This window comes from Burkholderia sp. Cy-637, assembly GCF_011753175.1.
Classification (GTDB): domain Bacteria; phylum Pseudomonadota; class Gammaproteobacteria; order Burkholderiales; family Burkholderiaceae; genus Burkholderia; species Burkholderia gladioli.
Genome location: NZ_VWWC01000113.1, coordinates 1 through 24,758 on the forward strand (window position 1 = coordinate 1; position 24,758 = coordinate 24,758).

The following is a 24,758-nucleotide window of genomic DNA, read 5'->3' on the forward strand; positions in this document are numbered from 1 at the left end:
TCCGCCTCGCGCTGGTGCCCGGCCTCGGCCACCCGCTCGTCGTGGCCGCGCCGCTGTTCGGCGGCACGCTCGGCGGCCTGCACGAAGGCCTCGGCCGACATGATCCACTTGCCCAGCGAGTCGGCCTCGGTGCCCGGCGCCACCGACAGCAGCGCCGTGACCAGCGCCTGCTGCGCGTGGCTGCGCTCCGCGCGCGCGGCTTCCAGCTCGCGTACCAGCGCGTCGAGCTTCTGCTGCGCGGCGAGCGCGGCATCGCGTTGCGCGAGCCAGGCGCCGATATCGTCGAGCGCGATGCCGGGCAGGCCCGCGCCGGCCGCGAGATCGGCCCAGGCCTGGCGCGTCGCGTCGAGCGAGCGCGTCGCCTCGGCCAGGTCCGCTTCGCGGCGCGCCAATTCGGCCTGCGCCGCTTCGCGCTGCTGGCGCAGCGATTGCAGTTCGGCCGCGGCCTGCACGGTATCGAGCTGCGAATCGACCAGCACGTCGGCATGCCGGATCGCGTCGTCGACCGCCGCCGCGCCGTCGCGCAAGGCCAGCGCGCCGCGCTTGACCTCGCCCCAGGCCTGGTCGCGCTGCTCGCGCGCGGCCCGCACCTCGCTGCTGGTGACGACGTGATTGCCCTGCGCGAAGTGCTGCTCCTGCAAGCGGATCTTCTCGAAGCGCTCGCGCGCCTCGCCCAGCACGCCGCGCGCCATGGCGGCGGCGCTCGCCGCCTCGCTGTCGGCCTTCTGGCAGGCGTTCAGGCGCTGCGCCGATGGCAGGTCCAGCGTTCGCAACCGCTCGACCGGCATGCGCCAGCGGCCGAGCCGGTCGAGCGCCTCCTCGAGTGCGTGGGCGGCCTCGCCTCGCGCCTGCTCCTGCGTGCGCTCCTTCGCGTCGCCGTGGCGATGGGCCTGGGCTTCGGCCAGCGCGAGGCGCAGCGCATCGGGCACGGCCTCGACCACGATCGCCTCGCGTTGCCGGTGCAGCCGATCGAGCGCGCGCTCGCGTTCGTCGAGCGCATCGCGTGCGCCGGCCAGCGCCTGCGCCAGCCCGCCCTGGCGGCGCAGCAGGTTGCCGACCGTCTTGAGCGCCAGCGCGGACGGCAGCGCGGCGCGCAAGCCCGCTTCCTCGCGCGGCCAGCCCAATTGCCCGGCCGCCGCGGCAGCCGCGTCGAGATGCTGCCGCCGCGCCGCCTCGACGCCCGGCAGCGCCTTCTCATGCGCCGCGCAACTCGCGCTCAGCGCCGCCAGCGCGTCGATCTCGGCGGCGAACTTCAGCGCCTCGGGATCGGCGACGATGGCTTCGCGCGCGGCCTGCCGCCGGGCCAGGTCCTCGCGATGGAATTCGAGGCCCTTGGTGCCGACCGCGAGTTTTTCCCGCGCCGCCAGCAAGTCGGCCGTCGCGCTGGATGGCAGCTCGACCACGCCGCCCAGCTCCGCCAGTTGCGCGGCCTTCTCGCGCCAGCCATGCAGATAAGGCGCGAGCCGGCGCACGCGTTCCAGCGTGGAGCGCAGCCGGTCCACCTGCCGGCGCCGTTCGTCGGCCTCGGCGATCTCGCGACGTACCGCGTCGAGCGCGTCCTGGCGTTCGGTCCAGTCGCGGGTGCGCACCTGGACGGCCTTCAGTTCGCTGCTGGCCGCGGAGAAATCGGCTTCCGCCAGGGCAAAGCTCGAGCGCGTGGCGCGCGGCGCCCACAGGCCGGCACGCAGCGCCTCCAGCTCCTCGCGCACCGGGCCCAGGCTGCCGACGCCGGCCGCCGATTCGAACAGCACCTGCCCGAGCCGGTCCGAGGCGTCGAGCAGGCTGCGCCCGCCGGCCACCAGCCGCTCGTGGTCGAGCCCGAACATCTGCTCGAAGAACTCGCGCGTCGCGCCGTCGAGCACGGCGTCGAGATGGTCGTCGGGCAGCTTGCCGTCCTCGGGCGTGCGCAGCGACGTGCGCCCGCGCGCGCGATGGAAGGCCAGCGCGCCGTCGGCATGATCGAGCAGGCCGCCGAGCCGCAGCTCCGGCGTGTCGTGCAGGAAATCGAGCGGCGTGCGCTGCTTCATGCCGAACAGCAGTTCCGACACGGCGGTGCGCACGGTCGACTTGCCGGCCTCGTTGGGCCCGACGATCACGTGGAAATCCTGCGCGGCGGCCGGGAAACGCAGCGTGGCGTCGGTGAACTTGCCGTACTTGAACAGATCGAGTTGACGGATCCGCATCGCTCATTCCCCCCGCGCAAGACGCGCCAGCAAGGACTCGCCGACCTGGCCGACCAGCGCCGACAGCTCACCCGAGCGCGCCTTCGACAGCATCGGCACGTCCTCGCCGCGCACCTCGCTGCGTACCTTGCCGACGAAGGGTTTCAGCTCGCGATCGAGGCTCGCGAGGAAATCGGGATCGTCGACCGCCTCGGCGAGGATCCGCTTCAGGTCCTCCAGCGCCTCGAGCGCCTCGCCGTGCTCGGCCGCGGCCGCCGGGGGCTCGGTGCGCAGCTTGACCTTCTCCAGCCAGAGCCGCTCGTTGCCGATGATGCCGATCTGGTTCAGCACCTCGGCACGCAGTTCGGCCGCGCGCCCGAACAACTGGCCGTGCAGCGGCGAGGCGCCGGTCACCGTCACGCGCACCGCGCGCGGCACCTCGCCGTCGCTGGCGAGCAAGGCTTCGAGCGCGCGGCCCGTCTTCTGCGCCAGCGCCTCGATGGTCTCGCAGTCGCCCGCGTCCACCTCCACAGCCTCCCAGCGCAGCACGTCGATGAAGAGCCGCTCGACCCGCGTGCGCGCGCCGTCCACCTCGACCAGCACCGCGCCGCGCCGGCCCGTCTCGCGGATATGGCGCCCTTGCAGGTTGCCGGGGAACACGATGGTCGAGGCCTCGTCCCATTGCTGGAATTCATGCACATGGCCGAGCGCCCAGTAGTCGTAGCCCCTGGCATGCAGTTCGGCGCGCGAGCACGGCGCGTAGTTCGCATGCGCCGCGTAACCCTCCAGCGCCGTGTGCAGCACGCCGATGTTGTAATGACCCGGCACCGGATCGGGATAGGCGATCGCCAGGTTGTCGGTCACGGACTTGTCGCGAAAGCTCTGGCCGTGCAGCGCGACCTTCAGCTCGTCGAGCCGGAAGGTCGCCGCCTTGCGCGAGGGAAACACCGTCACGTTGTCGGGCAGCGTCAGCTTCTTGCTCATCTCGCTCTCGGCGTCGTGGTTGCCCCACAGCAGGTAGACGGGGATCCCGGCGCCGCGCAGCCGACCCATCTGCTGGCCGAAGAAGATGCCGGTGTTGTGGTCCTTCCAGTCGCCGTCGTACAGGTCGCCCGCGATCACGACGAAGGCCACGGCTTCCTCGATGGCGCGGTCGACCAGCGCGCGCAGCGCCTCGCGCGAGGCATTGCGAAGCTGCGCGGCCGGCGCATCGGGATACGCGCTCAGGCCATGCAGGGGGCTGTCCAGGTGAATATCGGCCGCGTGGATGAACTTCACGGCGAGTCCTCTCGTTCGAATCGGTGGGGAATGGCCGGGCCGCGCGCCGATCGCCTGGGCGACCAAGCGCGGCGCGGGCCGGCACGGTTCCCGGATTGTAGAGGGCAATCGCGGCGGGAAGGGAAAACGGCGCGCGGGGATCGGTCGGGCGGCCGGGACGGGGCCGGGCCGATCCCCGTGCAAGGACGGCGCGATAGCGGGTAGGCGGCCCGCCTATCGCACGCGAACTCACGCGATTTGAATGGGCCTCGCGTGCGGCGCGGCGGCCCTCGCCCGCGACGCTCAGCGCACTGCGACGGCCGGGCGTGGCCGGTCCGGCGCGGCGGGCATCGTCAGCCGCGTCACCTGCAGTTGCGGGTCGGCGGCGATCTCGTGCTCGTCGAACGGCACGCGCAGCCAGCGGCGCTCCGCGTAACGGCGCGTGCCGTCGGCGAAATGCGGCGAGGCCGGATCGTCCGATTCCGAATGCGCGAGCAGCGTGTAGGCATCGGCGCCATGCGCGTCGAAGCTCACCACCTGCAGATAGCTGTTGCCGCCGACCGTGTCGGCCGAGATCGGCGCGTTCGCCCGGCTCTCGCCGTAGTGGCAGACCGAGGCGAAATAACCGAGGCCCGAGCAGCCGCCGTAGAGCGGCACCGGCACGCCGTCGCGCGTCAGGTAGAGCGTCTCGCCGCGCGTCGCGTCGAGCGCGTAACCCGCCTCGCCGACGGCCAGGATCGCCGCGCCGAAGGCCTCGGCCACGGCCGGTTCGCCCGCGCGGATGCCGGCCGGCGTGTGCAGCGGATCGGCCGGATCGAAGGGCTTCGCATAGAGCTTGCCGGCGTCGATCTTCTGGGCGCGCTCCCAGAACCGATCCCACAGATAGGCACCGCGCGCGTCGCGTTCGGCCGCGCCGTTCCAGGCTCGCAGGATCCGGCACGCGTCGGCGGTCTCGACCGTGCGCGGCGGCGTGAAGCTCGCCCCGCTCAGCGGATCGCGCGCGACCGCGATCCGCGCCGTCGCGCAGACCTGGTCGAGCACCGGCCGCTTGAACAGCGTGGCGGCCAGCGTATCGCCCTCGAGCGTGAAGCGGCGCACCTCGGCGGCCGTCAGCGGCTTGCGGGCGGCGCCCTGCTCCGGCGCGGCGGCCTGGCCGGCGAGCTGCAGGCCGAGCCGCGCGCGCAGGTCGAGCGGCGCGACGCCGATCCCCATCACGCGCGGAAAACCGCTCAAGGGCGCCGCCGGGTTGGCGAGCCAGTAGCTGTTGTTCATGTTGGCCACGAAGTCGCGCCGGGCCAGCAAGGGCATCGCCGCGGCCGGCATCGAGCCGCGCTGGACCGCGGCGGCGTCGCCGTGCCAGGCGCAGGCCGCGCGCGAGCCGTCGAGGAAGGGCACGCCCGGCAGCTTCGCGTCGACCACCTTGCCCAGCGGCGTGGTGCAGCGATCGGCCAGCGTATCGGGCACGTCCGGCACGTTGCCGACGTCGGCATACCAGACCTCGGGCTGCCCGCGCCCGACCACCAGCGTATTGACCCAGGGCATCGCGGCCGAGGTCTTCAAGGTGGCGACGAAGGCATCCAGCGAGCCCGCGCGCCCGAAATCGAGGAAGGTCTGGAAGATCCGGTGATTGTCGCTGTTCACGTCGCGCAGCGCGAAGGCCTGCCCACGCGTCCAGCCCAGCGCCGGCGACCACGACGACAGGTCGACCACCGGCCCGTATTCGGTGGTGTAGAGCGTGCGCGTCACCCCGCCCAGCGTGCCGTCGGGCTGCCGCACCGGCACCTTCAGCGTGACGGGCCGCATCGCGACGCGCCGGCCGTCGATCAGGTACTGGGTGGGATCGTCGTCGGCGAGCCGGAGCTGGAACACGCCGAAGCGACGCGCGCTCGATACCGTGTGGGTCCAGGCCACCTCGTCGTTGAAGCCGATCATGATCACGGGCACGCCCAGGAAGGATGCGCCGCTGACATCGAGCTGGCCCGGGATCGTCAGCTGCGCCTGGTAGAAGCGGTCCGGGCCGCTCCAGAACCAATGCGGATTGCCGAACAGGATCGGCTCGCCGCCCGTCGCGTCGCGGCCGAAGGCCATGCCGTTGCTGCCGATGCCGTAATGGCCGCCGACATGCAACTGGTTCGGGTCGAGCCCGGCCAGCGCGAGCGCGGCGGTATCGCGGGCGGTATCGCGGACGGCATGCGGGGCGGGTTGCAGGGCAGGCTGCGAGGCGGCCGGTGAAGCGGGCTGCGGGACCGGTCGAGAGGCGGGCTGCCGCGCGCTCGGTGAAGCCGCCTGGGCGGCCGCCGGCGGATGCGCGTTGGCGATCGCCTCGACGAAGCGCGCCTCGCCGCCGGCCAGGTTGGCCGCGTTCAGGCGCCGATAGATATCCGCATCGGAGATGTCCGCCAGCCAGGGCGCCGCGCGACAGGCCAGGTGGCGCCCCGGCGCGCCGCCCGCGCGAAGCTCGCCGAGGTAACGGTCGTAGCCGGCCGCGAAACCGCGCACGAGCTGGCGGAACCGCTCGGACTGGCTGTCGCGATAGTGCTCGATGCTGCCCGCCGAATCGGCCAGGCGGAAGAAGAAATCGGAATCGAGGTTGGTCGGCTCGCCCAGCGTCGAGCGTGCCGCGGGCTTGCCCTGGGCGCCGAAATAGCGCGAACGATCGCCGCGATAAGTGACGAAGGCCTCGGCCATGGTGCAGAGGTTGTCGCTGGCCTGCGCATAGCCGTAGCCATAACCGAGCGCCTCCCAATCGCCGGCCTCGATGTGCGGGATGCCGTCGGCGGTGCGCCGGATCAGCACCGTGTCGCCGCCGCCGGTCTCGACCCGGGCCATGCCGGACGCCGGTGCCGAGCCGGCGCAGCCGGCAATCGCGGCCACGCCCGCGAGCCCCGCCAACAGCGACAGCGCAGCCAGGCCATGACGAAGCAGCCGGCCGGATCGGCCAATCGCGCCGCGCCGCTTCGTTGAAACTGATAGGAACATGCTGATTCAATCCGTAATGCCATGCCGCGAGCGAGCCCTCGCGCGCGGCCGGTGATGTCGAATGCGAAGCGCCCGCGCTTGGCAGGCAGGCTTCGCCCTATCCCCAGTCGGACTATTGATTTGTTGTTATGAGACGCGTGCGATGACGCGATTGAACATCGGTGACGGCTGCCGCGAATCCCGCCACGCGATGAATCGACCCGCATGATATATCGTTGCAGGCACAACGATCATCCTCGATTCCGAAATGATCCGCGAGACTCCTGCAGGATCATCCTCCCAGCGCCGGCCGGCCGCGAGCGGGCCGTTCAGCCCGCGCCCTGCCGGTCCTCGTGCCCGGCCGCGCCGGCCAGCGCAGCCTCGCCGGGCGCCGGCCGCTGCTTCGGCCGGCAATCGGCGCAGTAGCCGTGCAGCACGAGATGGTGACCGGTCAGCAGGTAGCCCAGCGCATCGGCCGCGGCCTTCTCGCGGCCGTCGATCAGCGGGTCCGAGAACTCGTCCACCTTGCCGCAGCTCAGGCAGATGATGTGATCGTGGCGCTTGCCGTCGTTGAGCTCGAAGACGTGCCGGTTGCCGTCGAGCGTGCCGCTGGTCAGGATGCCCGCCTCGACGAATTGCGACAGCACGCGATACACCGTGGCGAGGCCGATGTCGATCTTCTCGGCCATCAGGTGGCGAAACACATCCTCGGCGCTGACGTGGCGCGGGCCCGCCGCCGCGAAGAACTCCAGCACCTTCACGCGCGGCAAGGTCGCCCGCAGCCCCGCTCCCTGCAATTGTTCGAGTACCGGCATCGGCATGGATGAATCGTCGAAGAGCGGACTTGCCGGGCCAGCCGCCGCGCGCATCGGCGCGGCGGCTTCGGCGAAATCCGTGGTCCGGGAAAATCCGGCGCGGCCCGAAGGCACCACACCGGCACGGCTGCACGGCGAGCCCTCGCCGCGCATGGGTATTACGATAACCGACAAAAATGCAAATGAGAATCATTTGCATAAATTGTGACAGTTGCGCATCATATTGCGACCTCGAACAACGGAGCACTCCGACCATGACGCAAGCCAGTCCCGCCACCCTCGCCCATGCCGCCGTCCCGGCCGGCCGCGCGCTCGTCGACATCCTGCTGTCGCGACAATCGCATTTCCAGCTCGCCGAGCCGGCACCGCGCGACGAGGAGATCGAGCTGATCTTCGACGCCGCGATGCGCGCGCCCGACCATGCGCAACTGCGCCCCTGGCGCTTCGCGCTGATCCGCGACGAGGCCCGCGCCGAGCTGGCCGAGGTGCTGGTCGAACTGGCCGCCGCGCGCGAGCCGCAACTCACGCGCGACGAACTCGAATCGCGCGGCGACACGGCCCGCTCGACGCCGCTGATCATCGCCGTGGCGGCCGCGATCCGCGAGGAAGGCGGCATCCCCGAGGTCGAGCAACTGCTCTCGACGGGCGCCGCGACGATGAACATGCTGAACACGATCCATGCGCTCGGCTACGGCGCGTTCTGGATCACCGGCGACGACAGCTACGATCCCAAACTGCCCGCCGCGCTCGATTTCGAGCCCGGCGATCGCCTGCTCGGCTTCCTGCTGGTCGGCACGCCGGTGTCGCAGGATGCGCCGCCGCCGCGTCCCTCGCGCGCCGATCACGTGCGCGAGTGGCTCGGTCGTTCGTCGATCTGAGGTCGATCCGGCTGGATGAACCCGGGCCGCCCGGCGGCCCGGGCATCGCGCCCGGCGTCAATGCGTGCGGGCGCTGTCGTGCGTGGCGGCCAGGTCCTCCAGGCGCGTGCTGCCGCGATCCTCGTAGGTGAAGGCATCGCCGCGCGCGGTCTGGATGATCTGGCCGCGCTCGATGCGGATCACGCGATCGGCCACGTGGAAGTAGCGATCGTCGTGCGAGACCACGATCAGGGTCTTGCCCTGACGCTTCAGCTCCGGCAGGAACACGGTGTAGAACACGCGGCGGAAGGTCGGATCCTGGTCGGCCGCCCATTCGTCGAACATCATGATCGGGCGCTGCTCGAGCATCGCGTGCACCAGGGCCAGGCGCTTGCGCTGCCCGGTGGATAGATCGATGGTCGAGAACACGCCGTCCTCGATCTTCACCTTGTGCGCGATCTCCAGTTGCTCCAGATAGGCCTGCGCGCGCGCGACCAGCGCCGGATCGTGCACCACCAGGTCCTCGAACAGGTGATAGTCGGCGAACACCGCCGAATACAGCTGCCGGTAAGCGTCCATGCGCTCGGCCGGCACCGGCTCGCCGTTGAACAGCAGCTCGCCCTGCCCGGCCTCGTAGAGCCCGAGCAGCAGCTTGATCAGGGTGGTCTTGCCGCTGCCGTTCTCGCCGATCACGAACAGCATCTCGCCGCGCTCGATGCGCAGGTCGATCGGGCCGAGGCGGAACGGCGGCTGCTCGCCCACCGCCGGGAATTCCCAGGACGCGCGGCGCAGCTCGATCTCGCGCAGTTCGGCCAGCGGCGCCGGCGCCTCGCCGTCGAGCAGACGCGCCTCGCGATTGGTGAACTGCTCGGTCAGCTCGGCGATCCGCTGGAACGAGATGCGCGCCTGGCTCAGCGCCGGCAGGCTGCTGGCGATGGTCTCGACCGGGCCGCGCACGTAGAGCAGCACGATCACGAAACCGCTGACCACCTCGGGCGACACGCCCAGGCGCTGCTGCAGCAGGAGCAGCACGCCGATCACGATGAAGAACAGCGTGGTGACCGAGGCGCTCGCGCCGTAATAGAGGCGCATCGCCTTGATCTTCAGGTCGGCCACCTGGTCTGCCGCGCCCGCCAGGCGCACGCCGAACACGCGCTGGCGCCGGTCGCGGTTGATGCGCAGTTCCTTGGCGCCTTCGGTGATCGCGCGGTACTGCTTCTGCAGGTCGTCCTGCGCGCCGCGCACGCCGCGGTAGTACTGCCCCCACTTGAGGCTCGCGTACTGGTTGATCAGCGCGCCGACGATGATCGCCACCAGCGCGATCAGGAACAGCACCGGCGAGAGCACCAGCATGTAGGCCACGCAGCCGGCCGCGACGGCCGCCGCGACGGCGAAGTTCGGGAAGCTGAAGGTGAAGGCGCTGACGGTCTCGACGTCGCTGTTCAGCGTCGAGAGCAGGCGGTGCGTCTTGTAGCGTTCGAGCGCGGCCACCGGGGCGCAGACGATGCGCGCGGAAATGTCCTTGCGCAGCGCGGCGATGATGCGCTGGCCCGTGACGCTGTTGCCGATCCCGGCGACGGCGCTGCAGAACAGCGTGACGAGGCAGAGCGCGACGAAGGTGACGGCCGTCTTCGTGCCGATGCCCTCGGGCGCATGCAGGCTGGTATTGATCACCGACAGCAGCCAGGCGGTGCAGAGGCCGCCCGCGATGCCGAGCAGGGTCGCGATCAGCGTGATCGGCAGGAACGGCCGCAGCAGTTGGATCAGCGTGCCGCCGTAGTTCGCGCGCTGGGTGTCGCGCTGGTCGCGAGTCATCCGTGTTTCCTCGAGTTCATGGTGTGTTCTGGTGATGCCTTGCGTGGGCCGGTGCCCGGCTCGGGCGACTGCCATGGCGCGTAGCGTAACGCGATCCCGCGGCCGCGCGAACCGCCGGGCTGCCCTTCCTGGCGCCGGCCGGATTGGGATGCGCTCTCGACTGCCGGCCGAATCCGCTCGTGGAATGCCCGGCCCGGACGCACCACCGCGATAATGATTCTTATTTGCAACTCGCGAATGATATTAGCTGGGCACCGAAATGGCAACCGCGCCGACGCGCCGCAAGCGGGTTTCCGCGCCGGCCGGCGCGGCTTTCGGCGCCTTCGGGGCAGCCCGTGACGGGCCCTGGACAGGCCGTTCGGCCGGAACTGTCCGGCCCCGTTTGTTTCGATTGTGCGCGCCTAAAATACTGGATATATTTACAGCACTGTATTGATAACCAGTATCGAGGTGAGCCATGGAACATCGCGTACGACTTGTCAACGACACCGACCGCCAGGTCTTCGCCTGGCTGCGCAGCCAGGCCGGTGATATCCGCGTCGCGCGGGCGCTGCATCAGCTCGGGCGCACGCGCAAGCCCTATGTCTCGGCGCTGTGCCGCTATCTCGGGCTGCGGCCGCCGCTCACGATCCAGCGTCCGGTACGCCGCGCCGCCACCGATCACTCCGTCGGCGATCACTACCTCGCGCTGATCCGTCAGCATCTCGCCAGTCATGCGGCCCGCTGAGCCTTGCGCCGGCTGGCGCGTCTCCATTGCCACCACGCTGGCCTCCCGTTCGGGCGAGGCGTCGCGCCGCCGTGCCTTCACGCTCGGCGCACCGAAGCGTCATGCGCGGCACGCAACGTCCTATCGCGACTATCGCGACGCCACGCGCATCGGGGCCGAGGTGGATCTGGCGGAGCCGCTCGCCGGCGCGGCCTGAGAATGAACGGCGGGGAAAGGCCGGCATGAAGGGATACGCCGGTTTCGCGCTTCGCGCGGCGGCCGGGGTTTGCGGCGCCGCTCGCAGGAACATGCCTGAATCGGGCGAGCGGCCTTGCACCGCTCGCCATGTCTACCGCGTTTCAGGGGCTCAGGGCTTCATGCTGCCCGTGCGCACGAAACGCTCGTGCCAGGACAGCGCCTCGCCCAGCAGATGCGGCGTCTGCTTGCCGAAGCTCTCGCGGCTCGCGCGCTCGAAGTAGTCGGCCAGCATCGGGCGGAAGTCCGGATGCGCACAGGTATCGATGATCTTGCGCGCACGCTGGCGCGGCGACAGCCCGCGCAAGTCCGCCAGGCCCTGTTCGGTCACCACCACGCCCACGTCGTGCTCGGTGTGGTCGACATGGCTGGCCATCGGCACGATCCGCGAAATCGTGCCGCCCTTCGCTGTACTCGCCGACATGAAGCAGGACAGGTAGCCGTTGCGCGCGAAGTCGCCCGAGCCGCCGATGCCGTTCTGGATCTTCGTGCCCATCACGTGCGTCGAGTTCACGTTGCCGTAGATGTCGGCCTCGATCATGCCGTTCATCGCGATGCAGCCGAGCCGGCGCACCAGCTCCGGGTGGTTGCTGATCTCCTGCGGGCGCAGCAGGATCTTCGAGCGGAACAGCGCGATGTCGTCGGCGAAACGCTTCACCGCCTCGGGGCTCAGCGACAGCGCGGTGGCCGAGGCGAAGCTCAGCGTGCCGTTGGCGAGCAGGTCGAGCATGCCGTCCTGGATCACTTCCGTGTAGGCGCTCAGGTTCGTGAAGCCGCCCTCGCCGAGCCCGGCCAGCACCGCGTTGGTGATGTTGCCCACGCCCGATTGCAGCGGCAGCAGGTTCGCCGGCAGGCGGCCGCGGCCGATCTCGTGGCGCAGGAAGTCGATCAGGTGGGCCGCGATCTGCTTGGAGGTGGCGTCCGGCGCGTTGAAGGCATTGCTGCGATCGGGCGCGTCGGTCTCGACGATCGCGATGATCTTCTCGGCCGGGCAGCGCAGGTAGGGTTCGCCGATCCGGTCGTCGGCGGCCACCAGCGGGATCGGCTTGCGATGCGGCGGCAGCGCGGTGCCGTAGTAGATGTCGTGCATGCCGTCGAGGCCGAGCGGCTGCCGCGTATTCACCTCGAGGATCACCTTCTTGGCCTGGTCGAGCCAGGTCTTGTTGTTGCCCACCGAAGCCGAGGGAATCAGCAGCCCGTCCTCGCGAATGCCGGCCACTTCCACCACCGCCACGTCCAGGTCGCCGAACAGCCCGAACCAGGCGTATTGCGCGACATGGCTCAGGTGGATGTCCTGGTAGTCGAGTTCGCCGGCATTGATCTTCTCGCGCAGGATCGGATCCGATTGATACGGCAGGCGCATCGAGATGCCGTCCGCCTTGGCCAGCGCGCCATCGAGTTCGGGCGCCGTCGAGGCGCCGGTCAGCACGTTGATCCGGAAGTCCTCGCCGCGCGCATGCGCGGCCGAGATGCGCGTCGCCAGCGCGGCGGGCACGGCCTTAGGGTAGCCGGAGCCGGTGAAGCCGCTCATCGCGACCGTCATGTTCGGCGCGATCAGCGCGGCGGCTTCGTCGGCGGTGCGGATCAGGGAGCGCAGGGATTCGGCAAGGATTCGGGATGTGGGCATGGCGGAAATCGAACGGGTCTGTTGGTATCGCGTCGAGCGGCGCCGCGGCGGGGGTGTCTCGGAAGCGGCGCGTGGCCTGGCGGCTTGCGGCGGCAGGCCGAGGGCAGGACACGGCGCGCAGTATCGCCCAGGGCGCCGCCGGCATAGAGGCGCCGTGCTGCAAAACTGCATTGCCGGATTCGCTCGGTATCCGGGCGCCAACGGCATGCAACACGACGCGAAACGGGTCGCTTCCGAGCCGCTTCCGAATGCTTCATGCCGCACCGGGCCCCGCCGGGATTGTGTCTCCGCCGTAAGCCAGCGTTGTGGACTGGAAATACTTCCGATTGCCAATTGAAATATTTTCGGCAACTATCGATCGGCGCGTTTTGCCGCATGAGACGACGCGCGGCGCCAATTCACAAAACAAATCCCTCTCGCGATCCGATGAACAAGCCCAGACTCCTGCCCTACGTTTCCGCGGTGCTCGCGGCCACGTTGATGGGGGCATGCGGTGGCGACACCGAAACATCCGCCCCCGCCGCCTCCACCCCGCCCGCCACCACCGATTCCACCTGCCTGGCGATCGACAGCAGCGGCTCGACCGCCGTGGTCGGTTCGAGCCAGCCCGGCGACCCGTCCCTGCCCGAGCCCGCTTCCGGTTATCGCAAGGGCCTCAAGCCGATCACCGCGAAAAGCTACCTGGTGGCCACCTCGAACGCCTACGCGAGCGCGGCCGGTTGCGCGGTGCTGCGCAAGGGCGGCACCGCCGCCGACGCGGCGGTGGCCGTGCAGGCCGTGCTCGGCCTGACCGTGCCCGAGGCGACCGGGCTCGGCTCGGGCGGCGTGCTGCTGTACTTCGATGCGCGCAACAAGACGCTGCAGGCCTACGACGGCCGCGAGACGGCACCGGCCGCCGCCACCGAGAACTACCTGCGCTATGTCGACGACACCAGCGACCAGTCCGCGCCGGTGCCGAGCGCGCGCGCGAGCGGGCGTTCGATCGGCACCATCGGCGTGCCGCGCCTGATCGAGCTGCTGCAGCGCGACCACGGCAAGCTGCCGTGGCGCGACCTGTTCGGCGATGCGATCTCGCTGGCCAGCAACGGCTTCCCGATCGGCGGCCGGCTGGCGGCCGCGATCTCCTCGAACGCCGCGAGCCTGAAGCGCGACGCCGAGGCCACCGCCTACTTCTTCAACGCCGACGGCTCGCCGAAGGCGCTCGGCACCGTGCTGAAGAATCCCGCCTATGCCGATGCGCTGACGCAGATGGCACAGAACGGCGCGAATGCGCTCTACACGGGTGCGATCGCACAGGACATCGTCGCCAAGATCGCCACCACCACGGCTGCCGACGGCTCGAAGATCACCCCGGGCAAGACCACCCTGGCCGACCTCGCGGCCTACCAGGCCAAGCGCCGCGACGCGATCTGCACCACCTATCGCGGCAGCTACTGGGTCTGCGGGATGCCGCCGCCGTCGTCGGGCGGGATCGCGGTGGCCTCGGCGCTCGGCATCCTGGAGAACTTCGACCTGAAGTCGATGGGCCCGGCGGCGATCGACCTCGAAGGCGGCAAGCCGAGCGTGCAGGGCGTGCACCTGATCACCGAGGCCGAGCGCCTGGCCTATGCCGACCGCGACAAGTACGTGGCCGACACGGACTTCATCCCGCTGCCCGGCGGCAGCGCCGACACCATGCTGAACAAGCCCTACCTGAAGCAGCGGGCGGCCCTGATCAGCACCACCAGGAGCATGGGCACGGCGCAGCCCGGCGATCTCGGCGCGATTCCGCTCGGCGTCGATACCACCCTGATCGAGCACGGCACCAACCAGTTCACCATCGTCGACGGCGACGGCAACGTGCTGAGCGCGACCACCACGGTGGAGTCGAGCATGGGTTCGTTCCACATGACGCACGGCTTCCTGCTCAACAACCAGCTGACCGACTTCTCGGCGGCGCCCACCGACGGCACCGGCGCGCTGGTCGCGAATCGCGTGCAGCCGGGCAAGCGGCCGCGCAGCTCGATGGCGCCGACCATCGTGTTCAAGGTCGCGGCGGACGGCTCGAAGGGCGATTTCGTGATGGCGACCGGCTCGCCCGGCGGCGGCACGATCCCGCAATACGTGCTGAAGACGCTGGTCGGCACGCTCGACTGGGGGCTCGACGCGCAGCAATCGGCCGGGCTGATCGACTTCGGCGCCAGCAACAGCCCGACCACCACGATCGGCGGCGAGCATCCGAACGTCGACACCAGCAACAACGGCGCGAACGATCCGCTGATCGCAGGGCTCAAGGCGCTCGGCCACACCGTCTCGACCTCGGCGCAGGCCAGCGGCGTGAACACCGTGCTGCGCATCCAGCGCAACGGCACGAACCTGCTGCAAGGCGGCACCGATCCGCGTCGCGAGGGGGTGGTGCTGGGGGATACGATCACGCCCTGACGGGGTGACGATGCGCTTCGCCACGCTGCCCGACCGGCATCGCGGCGAACCGCCCAGGCATTCGGCGCCGCGTGGCAGCGGCGCGCCGAACCGGCCGGCATCGCGCAGGCCGGTTCCTCTCAATACACATCCCGCAGATACCGCCGCTCCTTCGACATCCGCGCCACATACTCCCCCGCCCTCGCCTCGTCCATGCCGCCGTGCGCGGCGACCACGTCCTTCAGCGCCAGGTCGACATCCTTGGCCATCCGCGAGGCATCCCCGCAAACGTAGAAATGCGCGCCGGCCTCCAGCCAGGACCACAGCTCGGCGCCGCGCTCGCGCATGCGGTCCTGCACGTAGACCTTGCTTTCCTGGTCGCGCGAGAAGGCCAGGTCCAGGTGCGTGAGCAGGCCGTCCTCGCGCATCGCGGCCAGCTCGTCCCGGTAGTAGAAATCGGTAGCCGCGTGCTGCTCGCCGAAGAACAGCCAGTTCCGCCCGCTCGCGCCGCGCGCGCGCCGCTCGTGCAGGAAGCCGCGGAACGGCGCGATGCCGGTGCCGGGCCCGACCATCACGATCGGCACCTCGCCGCTCGCGGGCGGCCGGAAGTGCGCGGACTTCTGCACGAACACCGGCACGCCGCCGTCGCCGGCACGATCGGCCAGGAAGGTCGAGGCCACGCCCTTGCGATCGCGCCGCCCGTTGCTGTAGCGCACCGCCGAGACGGTCAGGTGCACCTCGTCGCGATGCGCGGCCGGGCTCGACGCGATCGAATACAGGCGCGGCTGGATCCGCTTGAGCATGCCGACCAGCTCGGCCGCCGACAGATCGACCGGGAATTCGTGCAGCACGTCGGCCAGTTGTTGCCCCCACAACCAGTTCTTGAGATCGCCCTTGCGCTCGTCCGACAGCAGCGACTTCAGCGCGCCGTTGCTGCTGCGCTCGGCGATCAGCGCGAGCGCATCGGGATGCGGGCGGGTAATGTCGAGATGCCGGCCCAGCGCATCGGCCAGCCGCACGTCGCCGACGCCGCTCACCGTCACGGGCGTGTCGCCCGAGAGCCGGGTCAGGCCCAGCAGCTCGTCGACCACCGACGGGCAGTTGGTCGGCCAGATGCCGAGCGCGTCGCCCGCCTCGTATTCGAGCGCGGTGCCCTCGGTCGACAGCGACAGGTAGCGCGTGTCCTTGGCCGCGCCGGGCTGGTTCAGCTTCAGGTTGGCCACCAGCTTCGAGGCCGCCGGCCGCGCCTTGGTGGGCAGCAGCGAGGGAATCGCGCCGCCGTCGGGCACCGCGTGCAGCGCCGCGTCGACCGCCTTGATGCGCGCGATCACGCGCTCCAGCCAGCTATCGGCGGCGGGCTGGAATTCGACGTCGCAATCGACGCGCTCGCCCAGGCGCTCGCCGCCCAGCTCGGCCAGCCGCGCGTCGAGCCGGCGGCCGTGGCCGCAGAACGCGTCGTAGTTGCGGTCGCCGAAGGCCAGCACCGCGTAGCGCAGGCCCTCGACGCGCGCCGCGCCCTCGGCCGCGAGCGCGTCCCAGAACGCGGCGCCGTTGTCGGGCGCGTCGCCGTCGCCGAAGGTGCTCGTCATCAACAGCGCGTATTGCGCGTTCGCGAACACGGCGGGCGTGGCATCGGCCATGCAGGCCACGCGAATCTCGAAACCCGAGTTCATCAGCAGCGTGGCGTACAGCTCGGTCAGCGATTCGATGTTGCCGGTCTGCGAGGCCCAGAGCAGCACCACCTTCGGCCGCGCATGGACGATCCGCACGCCGGCGGCGGCATCCTGCGCCTCGATCGCGCCGCCCGCGCCCGGGATGGACAAGCCGGCACCGGGCACGGCCGGCAACTCGGCGCGCGGCGCGCGGCTGTAGAGCCCGGCCAGCATGCCGTCGAGCCACAGGCGCGTGGCCGGCGCGCAAGGCGCGTTACCCGGCAGCACCGGCACGCCATCGGCGGGCGCGGCGCGCAGGCCGTTGAGAAAGCCGGCGAGATAGACGCGTTCGGCATCGCTCAGGCGCGGCGCGGCGAGATCCTGCAGGCCGAGCGCGGCCGCGAAGGTGTCGAGAGCTGCGGACATGGTCGATTCCTGGTGCGCGGCCGCCGCGATCGGAGCGGCGGCCTGCGGGTTCGATTCAGGGGTCGCGCCGGCGGCTTGCTCCGGCGCGACGGCGGCCGCGGACGCAACCCGCGTCAGCGACACCGCGCAGAATTTCAGTTCGGGTTGCAGCGAGATCGGATCGACGGCGTCGCTGGTCAGGGCATTGACGCAGAGATCGTCGCCATACACGTCGTTCCAGTGCATCGGCGCGAAGGCCGCGCCCGGCTGCACGCGGTCGGTCACCACCGCCGGCAGCACCGCGCGCCCGCGCCGCGAACGCAGCTCGACGCTGTCGTTGGCGGCGATGCCGAGCGCGGCCGCGTCCTCGGGATGCACCTCGACGAAGGGCTTGGGGTTCAGCTTGTTGAGCATCGCCACCTTGCCGGTCTTGGTCATGGTGTGCCACTGGTGCTGCAGGCGCCCGGTGTTGAGCACGATCGGGAATTCGGCACAGGGCAGGTCCGTCGCCTCGGCATGAGGCCGCGCGAGGAAACGCGCGCGGCCCGAAGGCGTCGGGAACACCAGGGCCGGCACGCTGCCGTCCCCGGCCACGCGCAGCGGCTGGCTCACGCCGTCGTTGAGGTAGCGCAGCGGGTGGCGGTCGTTCGCATCGTCGGGCGGACAGGGCCATTGCAGCGGCGTCGCGCGCAAGGCGCGATGGCTCGCGCCGCGCAGGTCGTAGCCCGTCCTCGGGTTCGAGAAGCGCACGATCTCGTCGAACACCTGTTCTGCCGAGTCGTAGTCGAAGGCCTCGCGAAACCCCATCTCGCGCGCCACCGCCGCCACCATCGCCCAGTCGGCGCGCGCCTCGCCGGGCGGCTCGATGGCCTGCCGCGTCAGCGTCAGGTTGCGCTCCGAGTTGATCATCACGCCCTCGGCCTCGGCCCACAGCGCGCCCGGCAGCAGGATGTCGGCATAGCGATTGGTCTCGGTATCGAGGAAGGCATCCTGCGCGATCACCAGCTCGGCCGCCTGCAAGCCGGCGATCGCCTTGGCGCGGTTGGCCACGGTCGCCACCGGGTTGGTGCAGATGATCCAGCAGGCCTTGATCTCGCCCGCGGCCATCTTCTCGAACATGTCGATGGTGCCGCCCCCGCCGCCGTCGCGACGCAGCGTGCCGGCCGGCAGGCGCCAGACCTCCTCCACGAAGCGGCGGTCCTCGTCGTCGAGCAGGCTGCGCTGGCCCGGCAGGCCCGGGCCCATGTAGCCCATCTCGCGCCCGCCCATCGCGTTGGGCTGCCCGGTCAGCGAGAACGGCCCGCTGCCGGGCCGGCAGATCGCGCCGGTGGCCAGGTGCAGGTTGCAGATCGCATTGGTATGCCAGGTGCCGCGCGTGCTCTGGTTCAGGCCCATGGTCCAGCAGCTCATCCAGTCGCGCGCCTCGCCGATCATGCTCGCGGCGCGGCGGATGTCGGCCTCGGCCAGGCCGGTGACGGCGGCCACCTTGTCGGGCGTGTAGTCGGCCAGGAAGGCCGGCATCGCCTCCCAGCCTTCGGTATGGGCCTCGATGAAGGCCGCGTCGGCATGGCCTTCGGCGTGCAGCAGATGCAGCAGCCCGTTGAGCAGGGCGAGGTCGGTACCGGGCTTGATCTGCAGGAACAGCGAGGCCTTGTCGGCGGTGGTGTTGCGGCGCGGGTCCACCACGATCAGCCTGGCGCCCGCCTTGACGCGATCCATCATGCGCAGGAACAGGATCGGGTGGCAGTCTGCCATGTTCGCGCCGATCACGAAGAACAGCTTGGCGCGGTCGAAATCCTGGTACGAGCCGGGCGGGCCGTCGGCACCGAGCGAGAGCTTGTAGCCACTGCCGGCGCTGGCCATGCAGAGCCGCGAGTTCGACTCGACGTGCGAGGTGCGGATGTAGCCCTTGGCGAGCTTGTTGACGAGGTATTGCGCCTCGATCGACATCTGCCCCGACACGTAGAAGGACAGCGCATCGGGCCCGTGCGTGTCGAGCACCTCGCGCAGCCGGCGCGCGGTCTCGACGATCGCCTCGTCCACCGCCAGCGGCACCGGATCGCGCTCGCGCGCGTCGCGCAGGTAGGCCGTTTCCAGCCGCCCGGCATGACGCAGCGCGACGTGCGCCGAGGAGCCCTTGGTGCAGAGCCGGCCGAAGTTCGACGGGTGCTCGGTATCGCCCGATACCTTGACCACCTCGCCGTCCTCGACATGCAGCACCATCCCGCAGCCGACGCCGCAGTAAGGACACACCGTCTTCACGCTCGTGCTCGCCATGCCTGCTCCGTGTTCGCCCGCCGGTTCCCGGCCGATCCGTTCAGTCTCGTGCCGCCGCTCAGGCCGTGCCGACCCAGACCAGCCCGTCCTCGATGCGCGAGGCATAGACGCCGACCGACTTCTCGGGCGCCTCCACGCACTCGCCGGTGCGCAGGTCGAAGTGCTGCTTGAACAGCGGCGAGGCCACCACCACGCGCTCGCCGAGGCTGCCGACCAGGCCGCGCGAGAGCACCGCGGCGCGCGAATGCGGGTCGATGTTGTCGATCGCGTAGATGTCGCTGGCGCCGTCGCCAGCCTCGACGCGGAAGACGGCGACCTGGCCGCCGTTGACGAGCGCGCAGACGCCCGTGTTCGGCACGATGTCGTTCAGTTGGCAAACGGGCGTCCAGCTCGAGGCGGGCGAGGCGGACGAGGTGGACGAAACGGTCGATGGTGCTTGCATCAGGGTTCTCCGGAATTCGTGATGAGTGGGCGGCACTCAGGCCGTCAAGGCTTCGGTGGCGGCCGGCGCGTCGATCGCGGCCGGCGCCTCGGCGCGTTCCTCGGGCGTCGCCGGCCGGATCTGGCCGCGTTCCTCGACGAAGGCGATGGTGGTGTCGGCGGCCTCGCTGTTGACGAAATGGCGGAAGCGGCGGCGCGTGGCCGGGTCGCTGACGGCCTTCTTCCACTCGCATTCGTAGGTCTCGACCACGTGCGCCATCTGCGCCTCGAGTTCCTCGGCGAGGCCGAGCCGGTCGTTGACCACCACGTCGATCAGGTAGTCGAGCCCGCCCTCGAGGTTGTCGCGCCAGGTGCTGGTGCGCTGCAGGCGATCCGCGGTGCGGATGTAGAACATCAGGAAGCGGTCGACGTAGCGGATCAGGGTCTCGCGATCGAGGTCGGAAGCCAGCAGCTCGGCGTGGCGCGGCTTCATCCCGCCGTTGCCGCAGACATAGAGGTTCCAGCCCTTCTCGGTGGCGATCACGCCGACGTCCTTGCCCTGCGCCTCGGCGCATTCGCGAGTGCAGCCCGACACGCCGAACTTGATCTTGTGCGGCGCGCGCAGGCCCTTGTAGCGGTTCTCCAGGTCGATCGCGAGGCCGACCGAATCGCCCACGCCGTAGCGGCACCAGGTCGAGCCCACGCAGGACTTCACGGTGCGCAGCGACTTGCCATAGGCATGGCCCGACTCGAAACCGGCCGCGATCAGCTCCTCCCAGATCAGCGGCAGTTGCTCGACGCGCGCGCCGAACAGGTCGACGCGCTGGCCGCCGGTGATCTTGGTATAGAGGCCGTATTTCCTCGCCACCTGGCCGACCGCGATCAGGCCTTCGGGCGTGACCTCGCCGCCCGGCATGCGCGGCACCACCGAATAGGTGCCGTCGCGCTGGATGTTGGCCAGGTAGTAGTCGTTCGAATCCTGCAGGCTCGCGTGCTCGCGCTTGAGCACGAACTCGTTCCAGCAGGAAGCCAGGATCGAGGCCGCGGTGGGCTTGCAGATATCGCAGCCGAGCCCCTTGCCGTACTTCGCCAGCAGCTCGCCGAAGCTGCGGATGCCCTCCACGCGCACCAGGTGGTAGAGCTCCTGGCGCGAGTAGGCGAAGTGCTCGCAGAGGTGATTGTTGACGGCCAGGCCCTGCTTCTTCATCTCGGCCTTCATCACCTGGGTGACCAGCGGCACGCAGCCGCCGCAGGAGGTGCCGGCGCCGGTGCAGGACTTCAGCGCGCCGATCGAGGTCGCGCCATTGGCCACCGCCTCGCAGAGCTGGCCCTTCGAGACGTTGTTGCAGGAGCAGATCTGCGCGGTGTCCGGCAGCGCGTCGACGCCCAGGCCCGGCTTGGCGGCACCGTCCGACTGCGGCAGGATCAGCGCCTCTGGCTCGGCCGGCAGCTCGATGCGGTTCAGCATCATCTGCAGCAGCGTGCCGTATTCGGCCGCGTCGCCCACCAGCACCGCGCCGAGCAGTTGCTTGCCGTCGGCCGAGGTGACCAGCTTCTTGTAGACCTCGCGACGCCCGTCCGCGTACTGCACCACGCGGCAGCCCGCGCTCTTCGCGTGCGCGTCGCCGATGCTGGCCACGTCCACGCCCATCAGCTTGAGCTTGGTGCTCAGATCGGCGCCGGCGAACACGGCGTCGCCGCCCGCCAGTTGCTGCGCGACCACCCGCGCCATGTCGTAACCCGGTGCCACCAGGCCGAAGGTCTGGCCGTTCCAGGCCGCGCATTCGCCGATCGCGTAGATGTCGGCATCGCTGGTGCGGCAGGCGCTGTCGATCGCGATCCCGCCGCGCGGGCCGATCTCCAGGCCGCAGTCGCGCGCGAGCTGGTCGCGCGGGCGGATGCCGGCCGAGAACACGATCATGTCGGTGTCCAGATGGCTGCCGTCGGCGAAGCGCATGCGATGCGTGCCGGCCTCGCCGTCGACGATCTCCAGCGTGTTCCGGCCGGTATGCACCTGCACGCCGAGCGCCTCGATCCGGCCGCGCAGCATGCTGCCGCCGCCCTCGTCGACCTGCACCGCCATCAGGCGCGGCGCGAACTCCACCACGTGCGTGTCGAGGCCCATGTCGCGCAGCGCCTTGGCGCATTCGAGGCCGAGCAGGCCGCCGCCCACCACCACGCCCGAGCTGGCGCGCGCCCCGCAGGCCTGCATCGCGACCAGGTCCTCGATGGTGCGGTAGACGAAGCAATCCTCGCGATCGCGGCCCGGCACGGGCGGCACGAAGGGCGAGGAGCCGGTGGCGAACACCAGCTTGTGGTAGGCGATGGTCTCGCCGTCGGCGAGCGTGACGGTGCGCGCGGCGCGATCGATCGCGGCGGCGGCGGTGCCCAGGCGCAGCTCGAATTGCGGATGCGCCTCGAAGAAGCCCGGCGCGACCAGCGAGAGATCCTCGGCCGACTTGCCGGCGAAGAATTCGGAAAGATGGACGCGATCGTAGGCGGGACGCGGCTCCTCGCACAGCACGACGACGCGCGAGGCTTGCTCCGGCAAGGCGGCGAGCGATTCGAGCAGCTTGTGGCCGACCATCCCGTGACCGATGACGACGATAGGGTTCATGGTGGGTTTCTCCGTGTGCCTGGTATCAGTTGACGACGTTCGCGGCGAGCGCGCTGGCGCGCAGCGCGGCCTCGCGGGCCATGTGCTCGGCGCTGAAGCGCACCGCGATCGCGCACAGCGAGGTGACCAGCACCACGCCGCCGAGCAGGGTGAGCGTGGCCTGCACGTCGCCCACGCCCTTCATCAGGAAGCCGGCACCCACCGCCCCCACGTTGCCGCCCGCGCCGACGATGCCGGCCACCCCGCCCAGCGCGTTGCGATCGACGAAGGGCACCAGCGCATAGGTCGCGCCGCAGGCCATGTGGGTGAACAGGCCGAAGGCGACCATCGCCAGCACCGCCAAGCCGACCTCCCCCGCATGCGAGAACGCCAGCAGGCCGAGCCCTTCGCCGGCGATCAGCACCGCCAGCAGCATCGAACGCACCGCGAGACCACGGCGCGCGGCGATGCGATCCGACAGCCAGCCGCCGAGCGCGCGCGCGAACAGCGCCAGCAGGCCGAAGATGCCGGCCGCGAGGCCCGCGTCGCGCAGCGACAACTGGAAGTGGTTCACGTAGTAGAGCGAGGCGATGTTGTGGATGAACACCTCGACCCCGAAGCACGCGCCGTAGGTGATGGCCAGCATCCAGACGCGGTAGTTCCGGGACGCGGCAACGAAGCTCGCCCAGCCGCCCTTCTTGCCGCTCTCGACCGTTTCGCCGCGTGCGCGCAGCGTCACGAAATCGCCGCGCGGGCTGTCCTGCGTGCCGCGCCAGTACGCCACCGCCATCAGCAGCATGGCGATGCCGGGCACCACCAGCGCGACGCGCCAGGCCGAGCCGTCGCCCAGGCCCAGCAGCAGCGCGGCCGACACGAACAGCGGGATCAGCGCCTGGGCCGCGCCCGCGCCGGCATTGCCCCAGCCGGCGGTGGTCGCGTTCGCGGTGCCCACCACGTTGGGCGCGAACATCACCGAGGTGTGGTACTGGGTGATCACGAAGCTGGCGCCGACCGCGCCGATGCCGAGCCGGCACAGCAACAGGCTCCAGTAGTCGTGCGCGAAGGCGATCGCGATCACGGGGATCGCGCCGAGCACCAGCAGGCCGGTATAGACGCGGCGCGGGCCGAAGCGGTCGCAAAGCGGGCCCACCAGCAGGCGCACCAGGATGGTGGCGGCCACCGCGGCGATATTGATGTCGGCCACTTGGCCCGCGCTGAGCTGGAACTGCCTGGCGATCAGCGGCATCAGCGGCGCGCAGGCGAACCACGCGAAGAAGCAGACGAAGAACGCCATCCAGGTGAGGTGGAAGGCACGCATCGGCGCTGTGCCGAAGCTGAACAGATCGATGCGGGTGGCCTTGTTTGACATGTGGGGTCTACCAAAACGAAACGGCGTCCTGCGAACCCGGTCGAGAGACCGGATGCACAGGACGCCGTTGTCCAGAAAGCCCGTTGCCGGGCCGCTCAGTATTCGTTGCTGCCGGGCACGTCGCCGTTGACGCGCCCGGTCGATGCTTTGCAAGCGTCGTGCCAGATGAGGGTTTTCCTCGTCCGGCCTGGCTTTCCGGCGATTTCGCGAGCGCTTGCACCGGTCCGGCGCGTCACGCGATGACGCAGTTCCGCACAGTTGTGGTGCGGCGCAGCACTGCCGACGTGCGATCGTCATGCACCGCGAGCGGGTGCCGCCCCGCGATCCGGCGGCCGCCACCGGCCGCTCGGCACCATCGGCCGCGCGCCTGCCTGCCGCGTCGCGCCGGCCTCTCGGCCGCGTCTTGCCGCGCCGCAATGAAGCTGGCGCGCTTATTGCAATAAAGGAAACGCGCCGGCAACGATGTCGGCGCACGCAAGACAGACGAACCGGGCCGCGCGGCGTATCGCGGCGGCCCATCCGGACAACGGCGTCCCGAACGCCCGGCCGCATGGCCGGCGCGCGGCGTCGTGCGGTTCCGGCGGCGCGCGCCGCGTCGTGCGCCACACTGGAACTGACGAGAATGACGAACCCCACTGGCAAGGTCACCCTGCTCGGCGCCGGCCCCGGCGATCCGGAGCTGCTGACGATCCGCGCCGCCCGGCGCCTGGCCGCCGCCGACGTGGTGCTGCTCGACGACCTGGTCGACCCCGCCGTGGCCGAGCTCGCGCCGCAAGCGCGCATCGTGCGCGTCGGCAAGCGCGGCGGCTGCCGCTCCACCCCGCAGGCCTTCATCGAGAAGCTGATGCGCCGCTACGCGCTGCGCGGCCTGCACGTGGTGCGCGTCAAGGGCGGCGACGCGCTGCTGTTCGGCCGCGCCGGCGAGGAACTGGCCGCCCTGCACGCGGCCGGCGTGCCGGTCGAGATCGTCAACGGCATCTCCTCCGGTTTCGCGGCGGCCGCCGAACTGGGCGTGTCGCTCACGCATCGCCGTCACTGCCAGGGCGTGACCTTCGTCACCGCGCACATGCAGGACCACGGCGAGCCCGACTGGGCCGCGCTCGCGGCCGGCGGCACCACCCTGGTGATCTACATGGGCATGAGCCGCATCGAGCGCGTCGCCGCCAGCCTGCTCGGCACGCTCCCGC

Annotated in this window: 16 protein-coding genes; 6 read left to right on the forward strand and 10 right to left on the reverse strand. The window is 70.4% G+C overall.

Features of this window, described 5'->3' with window-relative positions:
- The 4 genes from F3J10_RS24520 to F3J10_RS24535 form a co-directional block, all read right to left on the reverse strand.
- On the reverse strand, positions 1-2,183 hold a 2,183-nt coding region (locus F3J10_RS24520; protein ID WP_167243191.1), incomplete at its 3' end, for a YhaN family protein.
- A gap of 3 nt (positions 2,184-2,186) precedes the next feature.
- Entirely contained in the window at positions 2,187-3,440 is a 1,254-nt protein-coding gene (locus F3J10_RS24525; RefSeq protein ID WP_167243192.1) for a DNA repair exonuclease, read from the reverse strand.
- Between the two features lie 282 nt (positions 3,441-3,722).
- Positions 3,723-6,398: a penicillin acylase family protein gene (locus tag F3J10_RS24530; RefSeq protein ID WP_205200438.1), complete on the reverse strand. Its 2,676-nt coding sequence runs from the start codon at positions 6,396-6,398 to the stop codon at positions 3,723-3,725.
- Between the two features lie 308 nt (positions 6,399-6,706).
- Entirely contained in the window at positions 6,707-7,198 is a 492-nt protein-coding gene (locus F3J10_RS24535; RefSeq protein WP_060002151.1) for a Fur family transcriptional regulator, read from the reverse strand.
- Here F3J10_RS24535 and F3J10_RS24540 point away from each other — a divergent pair.
- Positions 7,197-7,400, forward strand: a complete 204-nt coding sequence (locus F3J10_RS24540; protein WP_167243193.1) for a hypothetical protein — start codon at positions 7,197-7,199, stop codon at positions 7,398-7,400. The genes F3J10_RS24535 and F3J10_RS24540 overlap by 2 nt on opposite strands.
- Positions 7,401-7,446: 46 nt before the next feature.
- Complete coding sequence (locus F3J10_RS24545; RefSeq protein WP_167243194.1) at positions 7,447-8,070, forward strand: nitroreductase; 624 nt, start codon at positions 7,447-7,449, stop codon at positions 8,068-8,070.
- A 57-nt stretch (positions 8,071-8,127) separates the two neighbouring features.
- On the opposite strand, the gene F3J10_RS24550 is transcribed toward F3J10_RS24545, so the two are convergent.
- Positions 8,128-9,864 (reverse strand): cyclic peptide export ABC transporter, encoded by a 1,737-nt coding sequence (locus tag F3J10_RS24550; protein ID WP_167243195.1) that lies wholly within the window; start codon positions 9,862-9,864, stop codon positions 8,128-8,130.
- A 457-nt stretch (positions 9,865-10,321) separates the two neighbouring features.
- On the opposite strand from F3J10_RS24550, the gene F3J10_RS24555 reads away from it, so the two are divergent.
- Together F3J10_RS24555 and F3J10_RS24560 are read left to right on the forward strand one after the other, a co-directional pair.
- The gene (locus F3J10_RS24555) at positions 10,322-10,591 is read left to right on the forward strand and encodes a hypothetical protein (RefSeq protein WP_025099131.1); all 270 of its coding nucleotides are present in this window, start codon (positions 10,322-10,324) and stop codon (positions 10,589-10,591) included.
- Positions 10,578-10,787 (forward strand): hypothetical protein, encoded by a 210-nt coding sequence (locus F3J10_RS24560; protein ID WP_167233800.1) that lies wholly within the window; start codon positions 10,578-10,580, stop codon positions 10,785-10,787. The genes F3J10_RS24555 and F3J10_RS24560 overlap by 14 nt, the downstream gene beginning before the upstream one ends.
- Before the next feature lie 150 nt (positions 10,788-10,937).
- Here F3J10_RS24560 and F3J10_RS24565 read toward each other — a convergent pair whose 3' ends face one another.
- A complete protein-coding gene (locus F3J10_RS24565) occupies positions 10,938-12,452 on the reverse strand; it encodes an acetyl-CoA hydrolase/transferase family protein (RefSeq protein WP_013690444.1) in 1,515 nt (504 codons plus the stop codon).
- A gap of 426 nt (positions 12,453-12,878) precedes the next feature.
- Here F3J10_RS24565 and F3J10_RS24570 point away from each other — a divergent pair, with 426 nt between their 5' ends.
- On the forward strand, positions 12,879-14,873 hold the full coding sequence (locus tag F3J10_RS24570; RefSeq protein WP_025099128.1) for a gamma-glutamyltransferase family protein: 1,995 nt from the start codon (positions 12,879-12,881) through the stop codon (positions 14,871-14,873).
- A 119-nt stretch (positions 14,874-14,992) separates the two neighbouring features.
- Here the strand turns inward: F3J10_RS24570 and F3J10_RS24575 are convergent, their stop codons facing one another.
- The 4 genes from F3J10_RS24575 to F3J10_RS24590 are packed head-to-tail and all read right to left on the reverse strand — an operon-like array spanning position 14,993 to position 23,571.
- A complete protein-coding gene (locus F3J10_RS24575) occupies positions 14,993-19,186 on the reverse strand; it encodes a bifunctional nitrate reductase/sulfite reductase flavoprotein subunit alpha (protein ID WP_167243196.1) in 4,194 nt (1,397 codons plus the stop codon).
- A gap of 58 nt (positions 19,187-19,244) precedes the next feature.
- Positions 19,245-19,628, reverse strand: coding sequence for a nitrite reductase small subunit NirD (nirD, locus tag F3J10_RS24580; protein WP_166914889.1), 384 nt, complete (start codon positions 19,626-19,628; stop codon positions 19,245-19,247).
- A gap of 36 nt (positions 19,629-19,664) precedes the next feature.
- Positions 19,665-22,223 (reverse strand): nitrite reductase large subunit NirB, encoded by a 2,559-nt coding sequence (gene nirB, locus F3J10_RS24585; RefSeq protein ID WP_167243197.1) that lies wholly within the window; start codon positions 22,221-22,223, stop codon positions 19,665-19,667.
- Positions 22,224-22,248: 25 nt separating this feature from the next.
- Positions 22,249-23,571, reverse strand: coding sequence for an MFS transporter (locus F3J10_RS24590; RefSeq protein WP_167243198.1), 1,323 nt, complete (start codon positions 23,569-23,571; stop codon positions 22,249-22,251).
- 622 nt (positions 23,572-24,193) lie between these two features.
- On the opposite strand from F3J10_RS24590, the gene cobA reads away from it, so the two are divergent.
- A partial coding sequence (gene cobA, locus F3J10_RS24595) for a uroporphyrinogen-III C-methyltransferase (RefSeq protein ID WP_167243199.1) occupies positions 24,194-24,758 on the forward strand: 565 nt, incomplete at its 3' end.

Bases quoted from the DNA above. Each gene is read 5' to 3' on its own strand.
- F3J10_RS24530 (WP_205200438.1), bottom strand. From the start codon at position 6,398: ATGTTCCTATCAGTTTCAACGAAGCGGCGCGGCGCGATTGGCCGATCC.
- F3J10_RS24565 (WP_013690444.1), bottom strand. From the start codon at position 12,452: ATGCCCACATCCCGAATCCTTGCCGAATCCCTGCGCTCCCTGATCCGC.
- F3J10_RS24550 (WP_167243195.1), bottom strand. From the start codon at position 9,864: ATGACTCGCGACCAGCGCGACACCCAGCGCGCGAACTACGGCGGCACG.
- F3J10_RS24545 (WP_167243194.1), top strand. From the start codon at position 7,447: ATGACGCAAGCCAGTCCCGCCACCCTCGCCCATGCCGCCGTCCCGGCC.
- F3J10_RS24555 (WP_025099131.1), top strand. From the start codon at position 10,322: ATGGAACATCGCGTACGACTTGTCAACGACACCGACCGCCAGGTCTTC.
- F3J10_RS24570 (WP_025099128.1), top strand. From the start codon at position 12,879: ATGAACAAGCCCAGACTCCTGCCCTACGTTTCCGCGGTGCTCGCGGCC.
- nirD (WP_166914889.1), bottom strand. From the start codon at position 19,628: ATGCAAGCACCATCGACCGTTTCGTCCACCTCGTCCGCCTCGCCCGCC.
- nirB (WP_167243197.1), bottom strand. From the start codon at position 22,223: ATGAACCCTATCGTCGTCATCGGTCACGGGATGGTCGGCCACAAGCTG.
- F3J10_RS24575 (WP_167243196.1), bottom strand. From the start codon at position 19,186: ATGGCGAGCACGAGCGTGAAGACGGTGTGTCCTTACTGCGGCGTCGGC.
- F3J10_RS24535 (WP_060002151.1), bottom strand. From the start codon at position 7,198: ATGCCGATGCCGGTACTCGAACAATTGCAGGGAGCGGGGCTGCGGGCG.
- F3J10_RS24590 (WP_167243198.1), bottom strand. From the start codon at position 23,571: ATGTCAAACAAGGCCACCCGCATCGATCTGTTCAGCTTCGGCACAGCG.
- F3J10_RS24560 (WP_167233800.1), top strand. From the start codon at position 10,578: ATGCGGCCCGCTGAGCCTTGCGCCGGCTGGCGCGTCTCCATTGCCACC.
- F3J10_RS24540 (WP_167243193.1), top strand. From the start codon at position 7,197: ATGGATGAATCGTCGAAGAGCGGACTTGCCGGGCCAGCCGCCGCGCGC.